Consider the following 16,982-nt stretch of genomic DNA (forward strand, 5'->3'; position numbering starts at 1 on the left):
CTAGATCCCCACCTGGAAGCTGTCCGACCAGCTTTGCATGCCCTGTACGGCGGAGTCCCAGAGGCCCGTGAGGAGCAGCAGACCGGTGACGATCATCATGATCCCGCCGATCCGCATGACCCACACGTAGTGCCTCTTCACCCAGCCGAACGCGCCGAGCGCCTTGCGGAAGGCGATGGCGGCCAGGATGAACGGAACTCCGAGGCCGATGCAGTACACGGCCATCAACAGCGTGCCCCGCATCGGGGCGGCCTCGTTCATCGACAGGCCGAGGATCACACCGAGCGTGGGCCCCAGGCACGGCGTCCACCCGATCCCGAAGAGGACACCGAGCACCGGCGCCCCGACCAGACCCGCGACGGGCTTCTTGTGGAAGCGGTACTCGCGCTGGGTGAGGAAGGGGAAGGCACCCATGAAGAAGAGGCCCATCAGCACCATGAGGATGCCGAGGACGATGTTGGTGGTGCCCTTGTACGACTGGAGGGTGGAGCCGAAATAGCTGAAGAGGGCGCCGCCGGAGACGAAGACGGCGCTGAAGCCGAGCACGAACAGTCCGGCCCCGGCCGCCATCCGGCCGCGCTTCTGCTCGGCCAGGTCCGTACCGCTCGTGCCCGTGACGTACGACAGGTAGCCCGGGACCAGCGGCAGCACGCACGGCGAGAAGAACGAGACCAGGCCCGCGAGCAGCGCGATCGGCAGCGCGAGCAGCAGCGCGCCGGACTGGACGGTCTCGGTGGCGTCGGCGGCCAGTGGCAGGAGGGCCGTACTCACTTCTCGGCCATCACGGGGTCGATCATCGAGCGGAGCTTCTTCTGGCTGAGCGCGGCCAGCGAGCGCGCCGCGACCTTGCCGTCCTTGTCGATGACGATGGTGGACGGAATGGCCTGCGGGTTGAGGCTGCCCTTGGGGAAGCGCAGCATCAGCTTGCCGTCCGGGTCGTAGAGGCTCGGGTATTCGATCCCGGCGTCCTTCTCGAACTGCACCGCGAGGGCCTTCTGGTCGTCACGGGTGTCGATGCCGACGAATTCCACGCCCTTGTTCTTGAGCTCCTTGGAGACCTTCGCGAAGGTCGGCGCCTCGGCCCGGCAGGGCGGGCACCAGGAACCCCAGATGTTCAGCACGACGACCTTGCCCTTGAGCGAGGAGACGTCGAACTTCTCGCCCTGGAGGGTCGTGCCGTCGAGCTTGGGGGCAGCGGTGCGGTCCTCCTTGGGGACCGTGTCGATGCCGTCCTTGCCGGCGACGAAGTTGGTGCCGCCGCCGCCCGACGACGCGCTGCCGTCGCCACCGCAGGCCGACAGTGCGAGGGCGCCGACGAGGATGCCCGAGACCGCGAGAGCGGTGCGGGAAGCGCGGATCGAGCGGCGGCGGGGGGCGCGGACTGGGCTCATGTGAAAAGTTTCGCATGGCAGTTCCATCGATCTTCGACGCCCCCCTACGTGCCCGCAAAGCCCCTTGTCAAGAGGCCATAAGCAGTGGCGCCGCGGTCTAGACGGCGGCCTTCAGGTAGGCGTTCCAGCCACCCGTCGGCTTCTGTCCGACCTCCAGCTTGCGCAGCTTCGCGAGGACCTTGGGGTCCTGCACGTCCAGCCAGTCGCAGTACTGCTTGAAGGAGACCAGGCGCACGTCCTTCTTCCCGGCCATGTGCTTGAGCGCCTCCTCGACGGCGTCCATGTAGATGCCGCCGTTCCACTGCTCGAAGTGGTTGCCGATGTAGAAGGGGGCGCGGTTCGTCTCGTGGGCGCGCTGGAATCCCTTGATGTACGCGCCGGCCGCCTGCTTCCGCCATTCGGGATAGCGCGAGGGCATTCCCTTGGTGGAATTCTTCGACTGGTTGGCGAGCATGTTGTAGTCCATCGAAAGGACTTCGAAGCCGCGGCCGGGGAAAGGGATCTGCTGGAGCGGCAGGTCCCAGACGCCGCCCCGCTTCACCGGCCACATCTGCCGGCCGCCCGGCGAGGAGGCGTCGTACCGCCAGCCCAGCTTCTTGGCGATCGGCAGCAGGTTGTCCTGGCCGAGCAGGCAGGGGGTGCGTCCGCCGACGAGTTCCTTCTTGTAGTCGAAGGGCAGCGGGTCGAGGTCGGTCCAGCCGGAGTTCGTCTTCCATTCGGTGACGAACTTCACCGCCTGGTCGATCTCGGACTCCCACTGTGCGGGCGTCCACTTGGCGACCGAGCCGGAGCCGGCGCAGAAGTGGCCGTTGAAGTGGGTGCCGATCTCGTGGCCCTCCAGCCACGCCTGCCGGACGTACTTCAGGGTGTCCTTGATGTGGGCGTCGGTGAGGTAGCCGATGTCGGATGCGCCGACGCGGTTGTTCGGCGGCTTGTAGAGCTTGGCCTTCGACTCCGGGAGGAGATAGAGCCCGGAGAGGAAGAACGTCATCGCCGCGTCGTGCTCCTTGGCGAGCTTCAGGAAACGCGGGAAGAGGCCGTTGCCCACCTCGCCGGCACCGTCCCAGGAGAACACCACGAACTGCGGAGGGGCCTGGCCGGGCTCCAGCGGAACCGGCTTCTCGGGCTGGTTGGGCTGCTTCCCGGTGTCGGCGGTCGAACCGTCACCGATCGGCTTGGCCTCGGCGGTCGGCGCAGGAGTGCCGCCGCCCTTGCCCGGCATTGCGGCGTCCTGGCCCTTGCCCGCGGGTGCGCTGCCCTCGCCGCCCTTGCAGGCGGCGAGGCCGACCGCGGCCGCTGCTCCCGCGCCGAGTCCCAGAAGGCCTCGCCGGCTGAGCTGCCTGATGTCGCGCATAACTCCCCATCCGCATTCGTCGCACCGTCGCCCACTCAGATGGACAACTTTTTAGAGGGTGCGCCGAAGACAGCGGTTCCGGCAAACAGCACATAATTCACTGCGTGTTCGCCGAATTACAGGGCGAGTCAATTGGTGGCGCCGCTGTGACCCCGGTGTGGATCACCTGTGAACCCGCGGCCGAAAACGACCGGTCCCGGGGGCGCCCCCGGGACCGGTTCCGGCCGTCCCGGCTCAGGCGCCGAACGCCTTCGCCCCGCCCTTCACCGGCTTCGCCCCGGCCAGCAGGTGCGCGGGGACGAGGTCCCGGGCCGGCTCCGTGTAGCCGACCGAAACGATCTTGTCGCCCTGGTAGGTGAACGTGGTCAGCGAGGCCAGCGTGCACTGCCGCTTGCGCGGGTCGTGCCACAGCCGCCGCCGCTCGACGAAGCTGCGGACGATCCAGATCGGCAGCTGGTGGCTGACGCACACGGCCTCGTGGCCGCGCGCCGCGTCCCGCGCCGCGTTCAGCGCGCCCATCATCCGTACGACCTGCTCGATGTACGGCTCGCCCCAGGAGGGGCGGAACGGGTTGGTGAGGTGCTTCCAGTTCTCCGGGCGGCGCAGCGCGCCGTCGCCGACGCCGAAGGTCTTGCCCTCGAAGACGTTGGCGGCCTCGATCAGCGCGGGGTCGGTCGCCAGGTCCAGGCCGTGCGCCTTGGCGATCGGGGTGGCGGTCTCCTGGGCGCGCTCCAGCGGGGAGGCCACGACGTGGGTGATGTCACGTTCCGCCAGGTGCTCGGCGACCCGGTCGGCCATCTTCCGGCCGAGTTCGGAGAGGTGGTAGCCGGGACGGCGGCCGTAGAGGACGCCGTCCGGGTTGTGCACCTCGCCGTGCCGCATCAGGTGGACGACGGTCAGGTCCTTGTTGCTCATGCGGTGGCCTCTGCTGCGGCTCGGGCGGCGGCGGGCAGGGCGGCGGCGACGCGCTCGATCGCCCGCTCGTCGTGGGTGGTGGAGACGAACCAGGACTCGAAGGAGGACGGCGGCAGGTAGACGCCGCCGGCCAGCATCGCGTGGAAGAACGCGGTGAAGCGGAAGGACTCCTGCTGCCGCGCCTGGTCGTAGTTGCGCACCTCGTCGGGCGTGAAGAAGACGGAGAACATGTTGGACGCGGTCTGCACGCGGTGCGCCACGCCCTCCTTCGTCAGCGCGTCGCCGACCAGCGTGCGGATCTCCCGCGAGACCTCGTCGACCTTCGCGTACTCCGCGTCGCCGAGCAGCCGCAGCTGGGCGAGGCCCGCGGCGGTGGCGACGGGGTTACCGGAGAGGGTGCCCGCCTGGTAGACCGGGCCGACCGGAGCGAGGTGCTCCATCACGTCGTGCCGGCCGCCGAAGGCCGCCGCCGGGAAGCCGCCGCCCATGACCTTGCCGAAGGTCATCAGGTCCGGGGCGACGCCGTCGACGCCGTACCAGCCGGCCCTGCTGGTGCGGAATCCGGTCATCACCTCGTCGGAGATGTAGAGCGCGCCGTTCTCCTGGCAGAGCGCCTTGAGGCCCGCGTTGAACCCCTCGCCCGGCGGGACGACGCCCATGTTGCCGGGCGACGCCTCGGTGATCACACAGGCGATCTCGCCGGGGTGCGCGCGGAAGGCGGCGCGCACCGCGTCCAGATCGTTGTACGGCAGCACGATGGTGTCGCCCGCCTGGGCGCCGGTGACGCCCGGCGTGTCCGGCAGGGCGAAGGTCGCCAGCCCCGAACCCGCGGCGGCCAGCAGCGCGTCCACGTGCCCGTGGTAGCAGCCGGCGAACTTCACGACCTTGGCGCGGCCGGTGAATCCACGGGCGAGCCGGATGGCCGACATGGTCGCTTCGGTGCCCGAGGACACCAGCCGTACCTGCTCGACGGGGTCGATCCGGGCGACGATCTCCTCGGCGAGCGCGACCTCGCCCTCACCGGGCGTACCGAAGGAGGTGCCGCGGGCGACCGCCTCCTGGACGGCGGCGACGACCTCCGGGTGCGCGTGGCCGAGGATCATCGGCCCCCACGAACACACGAGGTCGACGTACTCACGTCCGTCGGCGTCGGTGAGGTACGGACCGGCACCGGACACCATGAACCGGGGCGTACCGCCCACGGCCCTGAAGGCCCGTACCGGGGAGTTCACGCCGCCGGGCGTCACAAGGGACGCGCGGTCGAAAAGCGTCTGCGAAACTGGGGCGTCATAGGGGAGGCTCACACAGCAATGGTGTCAGAGGCCCGCCCGTCCTTGCGGACAGGTGTTTCACCGCCCCGCGGCGGGGGAGGTCACTGGGACGATGATCGGGTTGCGCGCCGGGGGTCGCGCCGCTTGGAATGGCATGGCAAAGGCGCTGACACACAGCACAGTCGGGTGAGAGATATGCATCGCGGTGGCGGACTGGGCGAGCCGGCCGACGATCTGGGTCCCGAGCGGGCCAGGCGCGGTCGACACCGGCGGCGGGAGCGTGCGGTACACGCGGACGCCGACGGCACCGACGCGTCCGCCGAAGCACACACGGGTTCGGGATCGGGTACGGGAAGCAGGGTTGGCCGGGTGGGGGTGACCTACAAGTACTTCGGTGCCCCGAACGGCGCGACGGCCGCCCGCGTGCCCATTTCGATGCGCCCGGAGGAGCTGGGCGGCGACGAGCTGGGCATGGGCGGCATGTTCACCAAGATCAAGCCGGAGACGATGGCCGCGATGGTCCTCACCGGCATCCAGGGCATACCCCTGCACAAGGTCCCCCCGCTGGAACTGGTCGTCCTCCACCCGGACTACGCCGTGGTGAAACTCCCCATGACGGTCGTCGACCCGCTGCGCGGCATCGGCGAGGAAGCGGTGGGCGCCGCCGCCTTCATCTGGTCCACGGTCCCCGACCGCGGCGGCCCGAGCGACGCCTTCAACGTCTACCAACTCCTGCACGAGTGGCAGGACTTCAGCCACCGCCTGCACGAGGCGGGCCACCAGGCCTACTGCCTGGTCTGGCCCTGACCGCAGCCCAGGCTTCCGCTTCCGCTCCGCGACCCCTGCCGTGAACCCCATGATCATAGGGATTTCACGCCATTCTCAGCTGCGCGGAATGCCGATTGTCAGTGGCAGCGCCTAGGGTTGTTCCCATGTCCTCCACTTCTCCTACGCCGCACACACCTGGAACCGTCCGCTCCGCAGCCGTCGTCAACGCCGAGATCCGCGCGCTCTGGTCGCGCACGGACGGCGCACTGTCAGCGGCCGACGAGGCGCGGTACCAGGAACTGCTGGTGGAGTGGGCGGCGGCGCTGCGCGCCGGACTGGTGACGGCGGCCTAGCGCCCCGCGTCCTCGGCACCTTCGGCCGCCCGTCCGCGACCACCCCCGCCGATCGAGCAACTCCCGGCCCCACAGGCCCGGTGAACCCTCCCCTCCCAGCCCCGGCCAGGCCGATTCCGGGGCTGGCGGTCATGTACCGCCGGGCGTAGAGAAAGAGGTTCACCCCAGGGGAGGCCGGCGTGGACAGGATCATCGGCAAGGGCACGTTCCGGGACGCCTTCAAGAACCAGACCCTCGTGCCCTCCGAGCTGCCTCCGGGCACCGGACGGCGGCTCGCCGAACGCGCCAACGCGACGGCGGGCCCGGTCGACGCCGCACTGCGCACCAAGGCCGAGTTCAGCGCCCTGTACGACCTGCTGCTCGCCGAACAGGGCCAGCCGGGCGGCGGGGCGGCGGAGGCCACGGCCGCCCCGGCGGACCTCGGCCTCGTACTGCGCGACCCGGACGACCGGCCCACCGCGATCGGCCGGATCGTGGAGACGTACCTCGGCGCGGCCCGGGACAAGGCCGAGTTCTTCGACCAGGACATGTACCACGTCGAGGTCACCGGCTGGCCGCCCGGCGTACTGACCGCCGACAAGGTCCTCCAGGCACCGCCCGGGGCCCGGCTGACCCTGGCCAGGAGCGGCGCACCGGACGACACCCTGCTCGCCACCCCGTCCTTCTCCATGGTCAACAGCGGCAACATGACGGCACGCGCGCCCAAACGCTCCTGGAAGATCGACTTCGAGGTCGGCACCAGCGAGGACCGGCTCTACGGCATGGAGCGGATCAACCTCAAGGCGATGTACAACGACCCGTCCCAGATGCGCGAGGCACTCGCCTGGCGGCTGCTGGAACGCGCGGGCGTCCCCGCCTCCCAGCACACCTACGCCACCTTCTCGATCAACGACCGGTACCTGGGGCTCTTCTCGGTCATCGAGCAGGTCGACCGGAAGTTCCTGAAGGACCACTTCGGCAGGAACGCCGAGGGCAACCTCTACAAGGCGTACTGCGGCGACGTCGGCTGCGCGACGCTGGAGCACCGCACCGGCACCGACGGCGACGACGGCGGACGCCAGTACTTCACCGCCGGCAGCCGGGAGGACGACCGCACCTACCGGCTGAAGACGAACGAGGACGTGCCGGCCGCCGCCACCTACGACGACCTCGCCGCCCTGGTGCGGACCGTCGACGGCGCCGGTCTGCCGGGCGGCGAGGACCGGTTCGCGTCCGACGCGTTCCGCGCCTCCGTCGAGGAGATCCTCAACGTGCCCGCCTTCCTGCGCTGGGCGGGCGCCAACGTCCTCCTCGGCAGCTGGGACAACTACTTCGCGACACCGTCGAACTACTACCTCTACAACTCGGGACGGCTCGGCGACCCGACGGGGTTCATGGCACGGCCGTACTTCACGTTCGTCCCCTGGGACTACGACAACAGCTCCGGCATCGACTTCTTCGCCACCCCGTGGCAGTACACGGACCTGCTCGACTGGCCCTCGATGACCCGGAACTACTGCCGCACCACCCACGCACCGCACGCCGAGTCCCGCCTCCCGCTGTTCACCAACCTGCTGCGGCACCACGACTTCTGCCAGTACTACCTCGACCACCTGGAATACCTGCTGGACACCGAGTTCGTGCCCGACCGGGTCGCCGCACTGATCGGCGCGGAGGGCTCCGGACGCACCGACGGCCTCTGGCAGCGCGTCTCGGCCGCCGCGTACGGCGAATCCACCAGCCGGCACGGACAGCCCTTCACCGGGCGGCAGTTCACCAACGACGAGGTGTACCGGGCCGGCTACCGCCAGTGGGAACTGAGCCGCGGCGCACAGTTCACGTACGGGATCTTCCACTACACGCGCATGCGCCACGACAGCGCACGCCAGCAGCTCGCCGAACTGCGCAAGACCTATCCCAACGGCGCCAGCGGGGCCACGTTCCCCGGCGCGATGGAGGTGCTGCCCGCATGACCGCGACCAAGAACCGCACCAAGGCCGGAAAGAAGAACCGCACCGGGGCCAAGGCCGCGAAGGCCCGCGAACTGCGCCTGGTCAAGGAGGCCAAGATCCAGGACCTGATCGGCGACAGCGCGGGCAGCCGCCTGGAGGCCAGCGGCGTCGTCCACCACGACGGCACCTTCCTCATCGTCTGCGACAACCTCCCCGACCTCCTGCGGGTCGGCAGCGAACTGTCGCCCAAGGCACCGGAGAACGGCGTCGTCACCGCCCGCACCCAGCAGAAGCCCGGCGGCACCCGGCGCGCCGCCAAGGCCAACCAGGGCTACGAGGACCTCGCCCACGACGAACGCAAGGACCACTACTACCTGCTCAGCGAGGCGGAACCGGTCAAACCCAAGGGCTACCGGGCCCGGGTGCGGGAGTACGACGCGAAACTGCGCCCGGTCGGCTCCGCGCTCCTGGACTTCCCGCTGCCCGACGCCAACAAGGGCATGGAGGGCCTGGAATGGGTCGAGCGCGGCGGCAAGGGCCACCTGCTCGCCCTGTGCGAGGGCAACCGGTGCGCCGGCGGCAAGAAGGGCCGCAGGCCCGGCGGCGGCCGGATCCAGGTCTTCCGCCGCACGGCCAAGAGCTGGAAGCACACGGACACCGTCCGGCTGCCCCGGTCACTGCCCTTCGAGGACTACAGCAGCGTGTCCGTGCGCGACGGGCGGATCGCCGTCCTCTCCCAGGCGTCGTCCGCACTGTGGGTGGGCCGGCTCTCCCCCAAGAAGTGGCAGGTGGACAAGGGCACGGTGCACCGGCTCCCGACCGACGCCAAGGGACGCACCCTCTACGGCAACCCCGAGGGCCTGGCCTGGGTCTCCAAGGACCACGTGGTGATCGTCTCCGACCGGGCGAAGAAGGGCGCCGGCAGCGCCCGGCTGCGCGCCAAGGACCAGTCGGTTCACGTGTTCCTGGTACCGGACAAGGACGGCTGAGCAGCTGCCCCGGCAGCCTCCGGTGAGCGCTCCGCGGCCTGGTCGGCGAGCAGCCGCAGCGCGTCCGCGGACGCCGGGCCGTTGGGCGTGTAGATCTCCAGCCGGTGGTCCGGACTCTCCGGCTGGAGCCACACCTGGTAGTCGACGTCCAGCCCGCCGACGGTCGGGTGCCGCAGCAACTGGGTGCCCACCGTGCAGTCCGCGACGTCGCCCGTGGCCCAGAGCCTGGCGAACTCCTGGCTCTTCATGGCGAGTTCACCGATCAGCTCGGCCAGCCGGGCGTCGTCGGGATACCGGCCCGCGGTCAGCCGCAGATACGCCACATGGGCGCGGGCCAGCACGTCCCGGTTGCGGTAGAGCTCGCGGGTGAGCGGGTCCAGGAAGAACATCCGGGGCACCGAGGGGCGGCGCGCCGGATCGTGCGGCGCCCCGAAGTCGAGGTGCTCGGCGACCAGGGCGTGCCCGGTGCGGTTCCAGTCCAGTACGTCGCCGCGGCGGCCCAGCACCACGGCCGGGGTGTTCTCGCCCAGCGAGTTCAGCAGCGCCAGCACCCGCGGGTGCGGCTTCTCCGGGCGGGGCCTGACCAGCCGGGCGGCGGTCGTACGGCGGGCCAGGTTGTGCAGGTGCATCGTCTCGACCCGGTCCAGCTGCAGGACGCCCGCCAGCGCGTCGAGCACCTGCTGCGAGGCGGTGCCCGCCTGGCCCTGCTCCAGCCGGGTGTAGTAGCCGGCGCTGACCCCCGCGAGCTGGGCCAGCTCCTCACGGCGAAGTCCCGGCACCCGGCGGGCCGTTCCGTAGGTGCGCAGCCCGGCGGCGGCCGGGGTGATCCGGTCGCGGCGGTTCTTCAGGTAGGCCCCGAGGCTCTCCAGCTCCATGACCTCGAGCGTAGGCGGGCGGCGGCCCGCGCGGGTGCCCCTGTCAGGTGTACCCACGGCACGGGGATGGCAGCCGCGCCCGTACCGCCGCAGGCTCCCGTCCCATGAAGACCACCCCCGCCTCCCCTCCCCCCGCCTCCCGCGCCTGGCTCGGTCTGCTGGTCGTGCTCGGGCCCGTACTGCTGGTCGCGATGGACAGTTCCGTCCTCTTCCTGGCCATGCCCACCGTCACCGAGGCGCTGTCGCCGACCGCGGACCAGTCGCTGTGGATCCTGGACGTGTACGGATTCGCCGTCGGGTCGCTGCTCGTCGCGTTCGGCGGCATCGGCGACCGGTACGGGCGGCTGCGGCTCCTGATGGCCGGCGCCGCGCTCTTCGGACTGGCCTCGGCCGGAGCCGCCCTCGCCACCACCCCCGAACTGCTCATCGCCTTCCGGGCGTTGATGGGCGTCGCCGGAGCCACCCTGCTGCCCTCGGCACTGGCGGTGCTCAGCGAACTGTTCCCCGACCCGCGCCGGCGCACCAGGGCCGTCGGGATCTTCGCCGCCACCTTCGCCGCCGGGTTCGCGATCGGCCCCGTCGTCGGCGGCCAACTGCTGAACGCGTTCTGGTGGGGCTCCGTCTTCCTGATCAACCTGCCGGTCGTCGCCCTGTTCCTGGCACTGGCCCCGGTGCTGCTGCGCGAGGTCCGCACCACCGGGACCGGCCGCATCGACGTGCCCAGCGTGCTCCTGTCCGCCGCGGGCATCCTCCTCGCCGTCCACGGCATCAAGCACACCGCCGCCGAAGGGCCCGGCCCGCTGGCCTCGGCCACCGCGGTCACCGGAGCCCTCGCCCTGTACTGGTTCGTACGGCGCCAACTGCGGCTGGAGCACCCACTGATCGACCTGCGGCTGTTCCGTGACCGGGTCTTCGCCATCGCGGCCGTCACCGGACTCCTGCCGCTGGCCGCCTGGTCCGCGGTGGCCTTCCTGGGCGGCACCTACCTCCAGTCGGTGCTCGGACTGAGCGTCCTGGACGCGGCGCTCGTCGCCCTGCCCGGCGCCGCCGTCCTCACCGTCACCTGCGTCACCACCCCCGCCCTCGTCGCCCGCTTCGGCACCCGCAACGCCCTCGTCGCCTGCCACTTCCTCATCACCGGCGGCCTGTTGCTGCTGCTCGCCACCACCGTCACCGGCGGCACCGGCTGGTACGTGGCGTCCACCGTGGTCACCGGCGTCGGCTACGGCATCTCCTTCAGCGTCGTCGCCGACACCGCCATCGCGGCCGTCCCCCCGGAGCGGGCCGGCTCCGCCGCGGCCATCGCCGAGACCAGCAACGAGATCGGCAACGCCCTCGGCATCGCCCTCCTCGGCTCGCTGGCCGCCCTGCTCTTCCGGCTCCAGGGCCCCGACGTCGCCGCCACCCTCGACGAGACCCTGAAAGTGCCCGGCCTCACCGCCGCACTCGCCGACGACGCCAGGTCCGCCTTCGTCAACGGGCTGCACACGGCCGCCGCCCTCGCCGCCCTGCTGCACGCCGCACTCGGCGCCTTCGCCCTGCGCCACCTGCCCAGGGCCTGCGGACACCCCACGGTTTGCCCTCCCCTGGTGGAGTGGGAGGCGCCCGAAGGGGCAGGGTGGGGAACGGCCGCTCAGGCCCCGGGCGGCCACGAGGGCGCGGCCCGGCCGTGACCTCCACCAGGAGCCCCCGACGTGTCCCTCCCCCGCGTGTCCCTGCCCGCCTCGCTGCCCCGGCCCCGGCTGCGCCACCTGCGCCGCGCGGTCCGCCGGGTCACCCGCCGCACCGTCGACCTCAGCCACCCGGCCCGCTCCCCGCTGGGCAGCGCCGTGGAGAACTGCGTGGTCTTCGAGGAGGGCGTACGGCGGGCCAGGGACTGCTCGGCGGCCGAGGCCCTGGAGCGGGTCCGCAAGGGCGGCGACCGGTCCTTCCTGTGGATCGGACTGCACGAGCCGCAGCAGAGCGAACTCGACGAACTGGCCGAGCTGTTCGGGCTCCACCCGCTGGCCGTCGCGGGCGCCGGGGGCCCGCACCGGCGGCCCCGGCTCACCCGGTACGACGACACCCTCTTCGCGGTCTTCAAGACGGTGCGCTTCGTCGAGCACGAAGAGCTGACCGCGACCAGCGAGATCGTCGACACCGGCGAACTGGTGGTCTTCACCGGACCCGACTTCGTGATCACCGTGCGCAACGGGCGCAGCGGCTCCCTGGGGCCGATCCGCGAAGCCCTGGAGAACGACCCCGAACAGCTCGCCCTGGGCCCCGCCGCCGTCCTGCACGCCATCGCCGACCAGGTGGTCGACGAGTACGAGGCGGTCGCGGACGCCGTGCAGGACGACATCGACACCGTGGAGACGGCCGTCTTCAGCGCGGAGGCGGCCAAGGTCGACCCGGGCAGGATCTACCAGCTCAAGCGCGAACTGGTCGAACTGCGCAGGGCGGTGGCCCCGCTGGACCGCCCGCTGCTCGCACTCACCGACCCGCTGCGGCCGATGCCACCGGTGCCGCACGAACTCCAGCCGTACTTCCGGGACGTGGCCGACCACCTCGCCCGTACCGTCGAGCAGATCACCACCTACGACGGGCTCCTCGACTCGATACTCCAGGCACACCTCGCCCAGGTGACCGTCGCGCAGAACGAGGACATGCGGAAGATCACCTCATGGGCGGCGATCATCGCCGTGCCCACGCTGGGCTGCGGAATCTGGGGGATGAACTTCGACTTCATGCCGGAAACCCACTGGACCTGGGGCTACCCGCTCGCCGTCGTCCTGATGGCCGCCGCCTGCTTCGCCGTGCACCGCAGCTTCCGGCGCAACGGCTGGCTCTGAGCCCCCCGTCCGGCAGGAGCGGGCCCGCTCCTGCCGCTCACACCAGGCAGAGGCAGAACGGGTGCCCCGCCGGATCCGCGAACACCCGGAATCACACCGCCCGAACGGACCAATCCGGTCAGCCGGCCGAGGAGGCCGGGACGTCCTTCGCGAAGTGGAACGCCACGATCTCCATCTTCTCCCGCAGATAGAACTGGTGCGCCCGGGTGCGCTGCGTCCCCGAGTCCAGCACGAACTCCCGGCAGCCCAGCTCCGCCGCCCGCTCCTGGAGGTACTCCAGCAGCCGCGCGCCGACGCCCGTGGAGCGCGCCGCGTCCGCCGTCACCAGGTCGTCCACGTACAGCATCCGCAGCGTGCTGGTGTTGGCCACCACCCGCCAGCCGGCCGCACCCACGCAGACACCCGCGTCGTCGTACCCGGCGGAGAAACGGAGCCCCGCCGGATGCCCCTGCGCGTACACCTCCGTGAAGGACTCCTCGGTGAGGTGCGGACGCAGCTCACGCAGCACGGGCAGCAGGTCGGCGAGCAGCCGGGGGTCGCCGGGGGCGAGGTCAACGATCTTCATGGCGGCAGCCTAGATCAGCGGTCCCGCGGCCCGGGAAGGAAGGTTCACGGCCGTCGCGCCCGCCGCGGGTTTCCGAACTCCCGCGACCCGGACCTGCCCCAATGGCATCCTGACGACGTGAACGGACCGGAGATCCAGATAAGTTTCGCCCCCGAACTGCACCTCTTCATCGCCCCCGACCGGCGCGCGGGCCGCACCGACGCCGTCACCGACGGGGCCTCCACCCTGGGCCACGTCGTCGAGTCGCTGGGCGTCCCGCTCACCGAGGCGGGCCAGCTGTACGTGGACGGACACCCGGCCACCACCGCCCACGTCCCCGCCGAGGGCGAACGCATCGAGGTACGGGCCGTCGCCCGCCCGCAGTCCGTGCCCGGGGCACCGCTGCGCTTCCTCCTCGACGTGCACCTCGGCACGCTCGCCCGGCGGCTGCGGCTGCTCGGCGTCGACGCGGCGTACTTCAGCGAGGACATCGGCGACCCGGCCCTCGCCACCCACTCCGCACGCGAGCGGCGCGTCCTGCTCTCCCGCGACCGGGGGCTGCTGCGCCGCCGCGAACTGTGGGCGGGCGCATACGTCTACAGCGACCGGCCGGACGCCCAACTCCGCGACATCCTGGGCCGGTTCAGCCCCGTACTGGCCCCCTGGACACGCTGCACCGCCTGCAACGGCACCCTGAAGGAGGCCACCAAGGAGTCGGTGGCGGGACTGCTGGCCCCCGGCACGGAACGCACCCAGGACGTGTTCGCCCAGTGCACCGCCTGCGACCGCCCCTACTGGCGCGGCGCCCACCACACCAGGCTCGCCGAGGTCGTCGACGCGGCGGTCGCGGAATTCGGCTGAATCCGCCCGCCGCCCCCGGCAACGGCCCCGCCCTCGCGGGTGTACGGGGCCGGGACACCGGAAAGGGTGCCGTCATGCCGACCTCCAAGGAAGACCCCGACGCCGCACGAGCCTCCGACACCACCGGATCCGCCGATGTGATCGTCGTCGGGGCGGGCCCCGCCGGCCTCCTGCTCGCCGGCGACCTCGCCGCGGCAGGACTGCGCGTCACGCTCGTCGAGCGCCGCGCCCACACCGCGGGCAACCTCACCCGCGCCTTCGCCGTGCACGCCCGCACCCTCGAAGTGCTCGACGCCCGCGGCCTCGCCGACGAACTCCTGGAGACCGGACGCACCCTCACCCGCCTCCGGATGTTCGGCAACCTCTCACTGGACCTCGCACGGCTGCGCTCCCGCTTCCCCCTGGTGCTGATCACCCCGCAGTACGAGATCGAACGGCTGCTGGAGCGCCGGGCCCGCACCGCGGGAGTCGAGTTCCGCTACGACACCGAACTCGTCGGCCTGACCGCCCGCACCACCTCCGTCACCGCCGAACTCCGCACCGCGGACGGCACGACCGCCGTACTGGACGCCCCCTACCTGGTGGGCACCGACGGCGTCCACAGCACCGTGCGCGACGCGCTCGGGCTGCCCTTCCCCGGCGAGTCCGTCATCAAGTCGATCGTGCTGGCCGACGTACGCCTGCGGGAGGAACCCGACTCCGTCCTCACCGTCGGCGGCCGGGGCGACGCCTTCACCTTCATGGTCCCGTTCGGCGACGGCTACCACCGGGTGATGGGCTGGGACCGCAACCACGAGGTCCCCGAGTCCGACCCGCTCGACCTCGACGAGGTCCGGCACATCACCCGCACCGCGCTCGGCGACGACTTCGGCATGCACGACCCCCGCTTCCTCTCCCGCTTCCACAGCGACGAACGCCAGGTCCCCGCCTACCGGTCGGGCCGCGTCTTCCTCGCCGGGGACGCCGCACACGTTCACTCACCGGCCGGCGGCCAGGGCATGAACACCGGCCTCCAGGACGCCGCCAACCTCTCCTGGAAGCTGGCCGCGGTACTGCGCGGACGGGCCGAGGACACCCTCCTCGACACCTACCACGACGAACGGCACCCGGTCGGGGCCATGGTGCTGCGCTCCAGCGGGGCACTCATCCGGATGGCCATGGCACACACCCCGCTCCAGCGCGCCGGCCGCGCCGTCGCCACCCGCCTCTTCAACACCCTGCGCCCCGTCACCTCGCGCGCGATGGGCATGATCTCCGGCATCGGCATCGCGTACGGCTCCCCGCGCGGCTCCCACCCGCTGGTCGGCCGCCGCGTCCCGGACCTCGCGCTGGCCGAGGGCAGGCTGTACGAACTGCTCCGCAAGGGCGAGTACGTCCTGGTCGCGGCGGCCGACGGCCCGCTCCCCACCGACATCCCGCCGCACACGGTCCGCGCGCACTGGGCCCGCCGGTCCTCCCTGCTGATCAGGCCGGACGGGTACGTGGCATGGGCGGCGGACGCCGGGAAGTAGGGGCGGGGCGGCGGGGGCAGCCGATCGGCCGGGACGACGGGGCGGCCGGGAGCGGCGGGAGCGGCCGGGACCGGCGAGGGGCAGCCGGGGCGAGGAGCAGCCGGGACGGCCGCCCCTCGCACGCCCCTCACAGCTCCCGGTGGACCTTCGTGTTGGAGGCCTGGGCGCGCGGACGCACCACCAGGAGGTCGATGTTGACGTGGCTCGGGCGGGTCACCGCCCAGGTGATCGTCTCCGCCACGTCGTCCGCGCTGAGCGGCGCGTCCACACCCGCGTACACCTTGGCCGCCTTCTCCGTGTCACCGCGGAACCGGGTCGTCGCGAACTCCTCGGTCCGCACCATGCCGGGAGCGATCTCGATCACCCGCACCGGAGTGCCGACGATCTCCAGCCGCAGCGTCTCGGCGAGCACGTGGCTGCCGTGCTTGGCGGCCACGTAACCGCCACCGCCCTCGTACGTGCCGTGGCCCGCCGTCGACGAGACCACCACGACCGTGCCGTCCCCGGAGGCGGTGAGGGCGGGCAGCAGCGCCTGCGTGAGGTTGAGCGTCCCCAGCACGTTGACCTCGTACATGGTCCGCCAGTCCGCGGGGTCGGCGGTGGCCACCGGGTCCGCGCCGAGCGCCCCGCCCGCGTTGTTGACCAGCAGGGCGATCGTGCGGAACGCGGTCGCGAACTCGTCGACCGCCGCCCGGTCCGTCACGTCCAGCGCGTACGGCACGGCCTGGTGACCGGCCGCCTCGATCTCCTCGGCGAGGGCCTCGATGCGGTCCTTGCGGCGGGCGGTGAGCACGACGCGGTAACCGGCCGCGGCCAGCTGGCGGGCCGTGGCAGCGCCGATGCCGCTGCTCGCTCCGGTGACGACGGCGATGGGGGCGCTGGGCATACGGGCTGCTCCTCGTACGTACGTGACGTGGACGGGCGTGGTCCGCGGGGCCCCTCGGTCCACCGGAACCCGGTGGTCCGCGGTCAGGGTGCGGTCCGCGGGGGCCGCGCGATGTGCCTACGAGGATAGGCGCGGTCAGCGCCCGCGCGGCGCGTACATGATCAAGGCCATACCGGCCAGACAGATCAGCGCCCCGGCCACGTCCCAGCGGTCCGGCCGGTACCCGTCCGCGACCATGCCCCAGGCGATCGACCCGGCCACGAAGACACCGCCGTACGCGGCGAGGATCCGCCCGAAGTCACCGTCGGACTGGAGCGTGGCGACGAACCCGTACAGCCCGAGGGCGATGACCCCCGCCCCGATCCACACCCACCCCTTGTGCTCCCGCACGCCCTGCCAGACCAGCCAGGCACCACCGATCTCGAACAGGGCGGCGAGCAGGAAGAGGGCTGCTGAGCGGGCTACGAGCATGCGCATAAGGGTGGCATGAGGGGCGGGCGGG

17 protein-coding genes are annotated in these 16,982 nt (G+C 71.5%); 8 read left to right on the forward strand and 9 right to left on the reverse strand.

Going from position 1 to position 16,982, the window contains the following annotated elements:
• The 5 genes from ACFYVL_RS39345 to hemL all read right to left on the reverse strand — a co-directional run bounded on the left by ACFYVL_RS39345 (window position 1) and on the right by hemL (window position 4,964).
• Entirely contained in the window at window positions 1-771 is a 771-nt protein-coding gene (locus tag ACFYVL_RS39345) for a cytochrome c biogenesis CcdA family protein (RefSeq protein WP_389253903.1), read from the reverse strand.
• Window positions 768-1,391: a TlpA family protein disulfide reductase gene (locus ACFYVL_RS39350; protein WP_389253905.1), complete on the reverse strand. Its 624-nt coding sequence runs from the start codon at window positions 1,389-1,391 to the stop codon at window positions 768-770. Before ACFYVL_RS39350 ends, ACFYVL_RS39345 begins: the two co-directional genes overlap by 4 nt.
• 97 nt (window positions 1,392-1,488) lie before the next feature.
• On the reverse strand, window positions 1,489-2,736 hold the full coding sequence (locus ACFYVL_RS39355) for a hypothetical protein (RefSeq protein WP_389253997.1): 1,248 nt from the start codon (window positions 2,734-2,736) through the stop codon (window positions 1,489-1,491).
• Window positions 2,737-2,979: 243 nt separating this feature from the next.
• Window positions 2,980-3,660 (reverse strand): histidine phosphatase family protein, encoded by a 681-nt coding sequence (locus ACFYVL_RS39360; protein ID WP_389253907.1) that lies wholly within the window; start codon window positions 3,658-3,660, stop codon window positions 2,980-2,982.
• Window positions 3,657-4,964, reverse strand: a complete 1,308-nt coding sequence (gene hemL / locus ACFYVL_RS39365; protein WP_389253909.1) for a glutamate-1-semialdehyde 2,1-aminomutase — start codon at window positions 4,962-4,964, stop codon at window positions 3,657-3,659. The genes ACFYVL_RS39360 and hemL overlap by 4 nt, the downstream gene beginning before the upstream one ends.
• A gap of 162 nt (window positions 4,965-5,126) precedes the next feature.
• Between hemL and ACFYVL_RS39370 the strand changes: the two genes are divergently transcribed.
• The 4 genes from ACFYVL_RS39370 to ACFYVL_RS39385 all read left to right on the forward strand — a co-directional run bounded on the left by ACFYVL_RS39370 (window position 5,127) and on the right by ACFYVL_RS39385 (window position 8,972).
• Window positions 5,127-5,738 (forward strand): hypothetical protein, encoded by a 612-nt coding sequence (locus ACFYVL_RS39370; RefSeq protein WP_389253999.1) that lies wholly within the window; start codon window positions 5,127-5,129, stop codon window positions 5,736-5,738.
• 125 nt (window positions 5,739-5,863) lie between these two features.
• Window positions 5,864-6,052 carry a hypothetical protein gene (locus ACFYVL_RS39375; RefSeq protein WP_389253911.1) on the forward strand — a complete coding sequence of 63 codons (189 nt, stop codon included), beginning with the start codon at window positions 5,864-5,866 and terminating at the stop codon, window positions 6,050-6,052.
• A 179-nt stretch (window positions 6,053-6,231) separates the two neighbouring features.
• Window positions 6,232-8,004, forward strand: coding sequence for a CotH kinase family protein (locus ACFYVL_RS39380; RefSeq protein ID WP_389253913.1), 1,773 nt, complete (start codon window positions 6,232-6,234; stop codon window positions 8,002-8,004).
• Complete coding sequence (locus tag ACFYVL_RS39385) at window positions 8,001-8,972, forward strand: hypothetical protein (protein ID WP_389253915.1); 972 nt, start codon at window positions 8,001-8,003, stop codon at window positions 8,970-8,972. Before ACFYVL_RS39380 ends, ACFYVL_RS39385 begins: the two co-directional genes overlap by 4 nt.
• Here ACFYVL_RS39385 and ACFYVL_RS39390 read toward each other — a convergent pair.
• Entirely contained in the window at window positions 8,939-9,847 is a 909-nt protein-coding gene (locus ACFYVL_RS39390) for a helix-turn-helix domain-containing protein (RefSeq protein ID WP_389253917.1), read from the reverse strand. The genes ACFYVL_RS39385 and ACFYVL_RS39390 overlap by 34 nt on opposite strands.
• A gap of 104 nt (window positions 9,848-9,951) precedes the next feature.
• Between ACFYVL_RS39390 and ACFYVL_RS39395 the strand changes: the two genes are divergently transcribed.
• Window positions 9,952-11,520, forward strand: a complete 1,569-nt coding sequence (locus ACFYVL_RS39395; protein WP_389253919.1) for an MFS transporter — start codon at window positions 9,952-9,954, stop codon at window positions 11,518-11,520.
• Between the two features lie 21 nt (window positions 11,521-11,541).
• Window positions 11,542-12,678: a magnesium and cobalt transport protein CorA gene (locus ACFYVL_RS39400; protein WP_389253921.1), complete on the forward strand. Its 1,137-nt coding sequence runs from the start codon at window positions 11,542-11,544 to the stop codon at window positions 12,676-12,678.
• Between the two features lie 118 nt (window positions 12,679-12,796).
• Here ACFYVL_RS39400 and ACFYVL_RS39405 read toward each other — a convergent pair whose 3' ends face one another.
• On the reverse strand, window positions 12,797-13,243 hold the full coding sequence (locus ACFYVL_RS39405; protein ID WP_389253923.1) for a GNAT family N-acetyltransferase: 447 nt from the start codon (window positions 13,241-13,243) through the stop codon (window positions 12,797-12,799).
• A 117-nt stretch (window positions 13,244-13,360) separates the two neighbouring features.
• On the opposite strand from ACFYVL_RS39405, the gene ACFYVL_RS39410 reads away from it, so the two are divergent.
• Together ACFYVL_RS39410 and ACFYVL_RS39415 are read left to right on the forward strand one after the other, a co-directional pair.
• Entirely contained in the window at window positions 13,361-14,083 is a 723-nt protein-coding gene (locus ACFYVL_RS39410) for a Mut7-C RNAse domain-containing protein (RefSeq protein ID WP_389253925.1), read from the forward strand.
• Between the two features lie 74 nt (window positions 14,084-14,157).
• A complete protein-coding gene (locus ACFYVL_RS39415; protein ID WP_389253927.1) occupies window positions 14,158-15,594 on the forward strand; it encodes an FAD-dependent monooxygenase in 1,437 nt (478 codons plus the stop codon).
• Window positions 15,595-15,721: 127 nt separating this feature from the next.
• On the opposite strand, the gene ACFYVL_RS39420 is transcribed toward ACFYVL_RS39415, so the two are convergent.
• Both ACFYVL_RS39420 and ACFYVL_RS39425 read right to left on the reverse strand, forming a co-directional pair.
• Window positions 15,722-16,480 carry an SDR family NAD(P)-dependent oxidoreductase gene (locus ACFYVL_RS39420; protein ID WP_389253929.1) on the reverse strand — a complete coding sequence of 253 codons (759 nt, stop codon included), beginning with the start codon at window positions 16,478-16,480 and terminating at the stop codon, window positions 15,722-15,724.
• A gap of 135 nt (window positions 16,481-16,615) precedes the next feature.
• Complete coding sequence (locus ACFYVL_RS39425) at window positions 16,616-16,951, reverse strand: YnfA family protein (RefSeq protein ID WP_389253931.1); 336 nt, start codon at window positions 16,949-16,951, stop codon at window positions 16,616-16,618.
• Between the last annotated feature and the right edge of the window lie 31 nt (window positions 16,952-16,982).

Origin of the sequence: Streptomyces sp. NPDC004111, from assembly GCF_042874215.1 — a bacterium.
In the GTDB taxonomy this organism is placed as follows: Bacteria; Actinomycetota; Actinomycetes; order Streptomycetales; family Streptomycetaceae; genus Streptomyces.

Excerpts from the sequence above, each read along its gene's own strand:
- ACFYVL_RS39350 (WP_389253905.1), bottom strand. The coding sequence starts at position 1,391 with ATGAGCCCAGTCCGCGCCCCCCGCCGCCGCTCGATCCGCGCTTCCCGC.
- ACFYVL_RS39360 (WP_389253907.1), bottom strand. The coding sequence starts at position 3,660 with ATGAGCAACAAGGACCTGACCGTCGTCCACCTGATGCGGCACGGCGAG.
- ACFYVL_RS39370 (WP_389253999.1), top strand. The coding sequence starts at position 5,127 with ATGCATCGCGGTGGCGGACTGGGCGAGCCGGCCGACGATCTGGGTCCC.
- ACFYVL_RS39375 (WP_389253911.1), top strand. The coding sequence starts at position 5,864 with ATGTCCTCCACTTCTCCTACGCCGCACACACCTGGAACCGTCCGCTCC.
- ACFYVL_RS39385 (WP_389253915.1), top strand. The coding sequence starts at position 8,001 with ATGACCGCGACCAAGAACCGCACCAAGGCCGGAAAGAAGAACCGCACC.
- ACFYVL_RS39390 (WP_389253917.1), bottom strand. The coding sequence starts at position 9,847 with ATGGAGCTGGAGAGCCTCGGGGCCTACCTGAAGAACCGCCGCGACCGG.
- ACFYVL_RS39395 (WP_389253919.1), top strand. The coding sequence starts at position 9,952 with ATGAAGACCACCCCCGCCTCCCCTCCCCCCGCCTCCCGCGCCTGGCTC.
- ACFYVL_RS39405 (WP_389253923.1), bottom strand. The coding sequence starts at position 13,243 with ATGAAGATCGTTGACCTCGCCCCCGGCGACCCCCGGCTGCTCGCCGAC.
- ACFYVL_RS39415 (WP_389253927.1), top strand. The coding sequence starts at position 14,158 with ATGCCGACCTCCAAGGAAGACCCCGACGCCGCACGAGCCTCCGACACC.
- ACFYVL_RS39420 (WP_389253929.1), bottom strand. The coding sequence starts at position 16,480 with ATGCCCAGCGCCCCCATCGCCGTCGTCACCGGAGCGAGCAGCGGCATC.
- ACFYVL_RS39425 (WP_389253931.1), bottom strand. The coding sequence starts at position 16,951 with ATGCTCGTAGCCCGCTCAGCAGCCCTCTTCCTGCTCGCCGCCCTGTTC.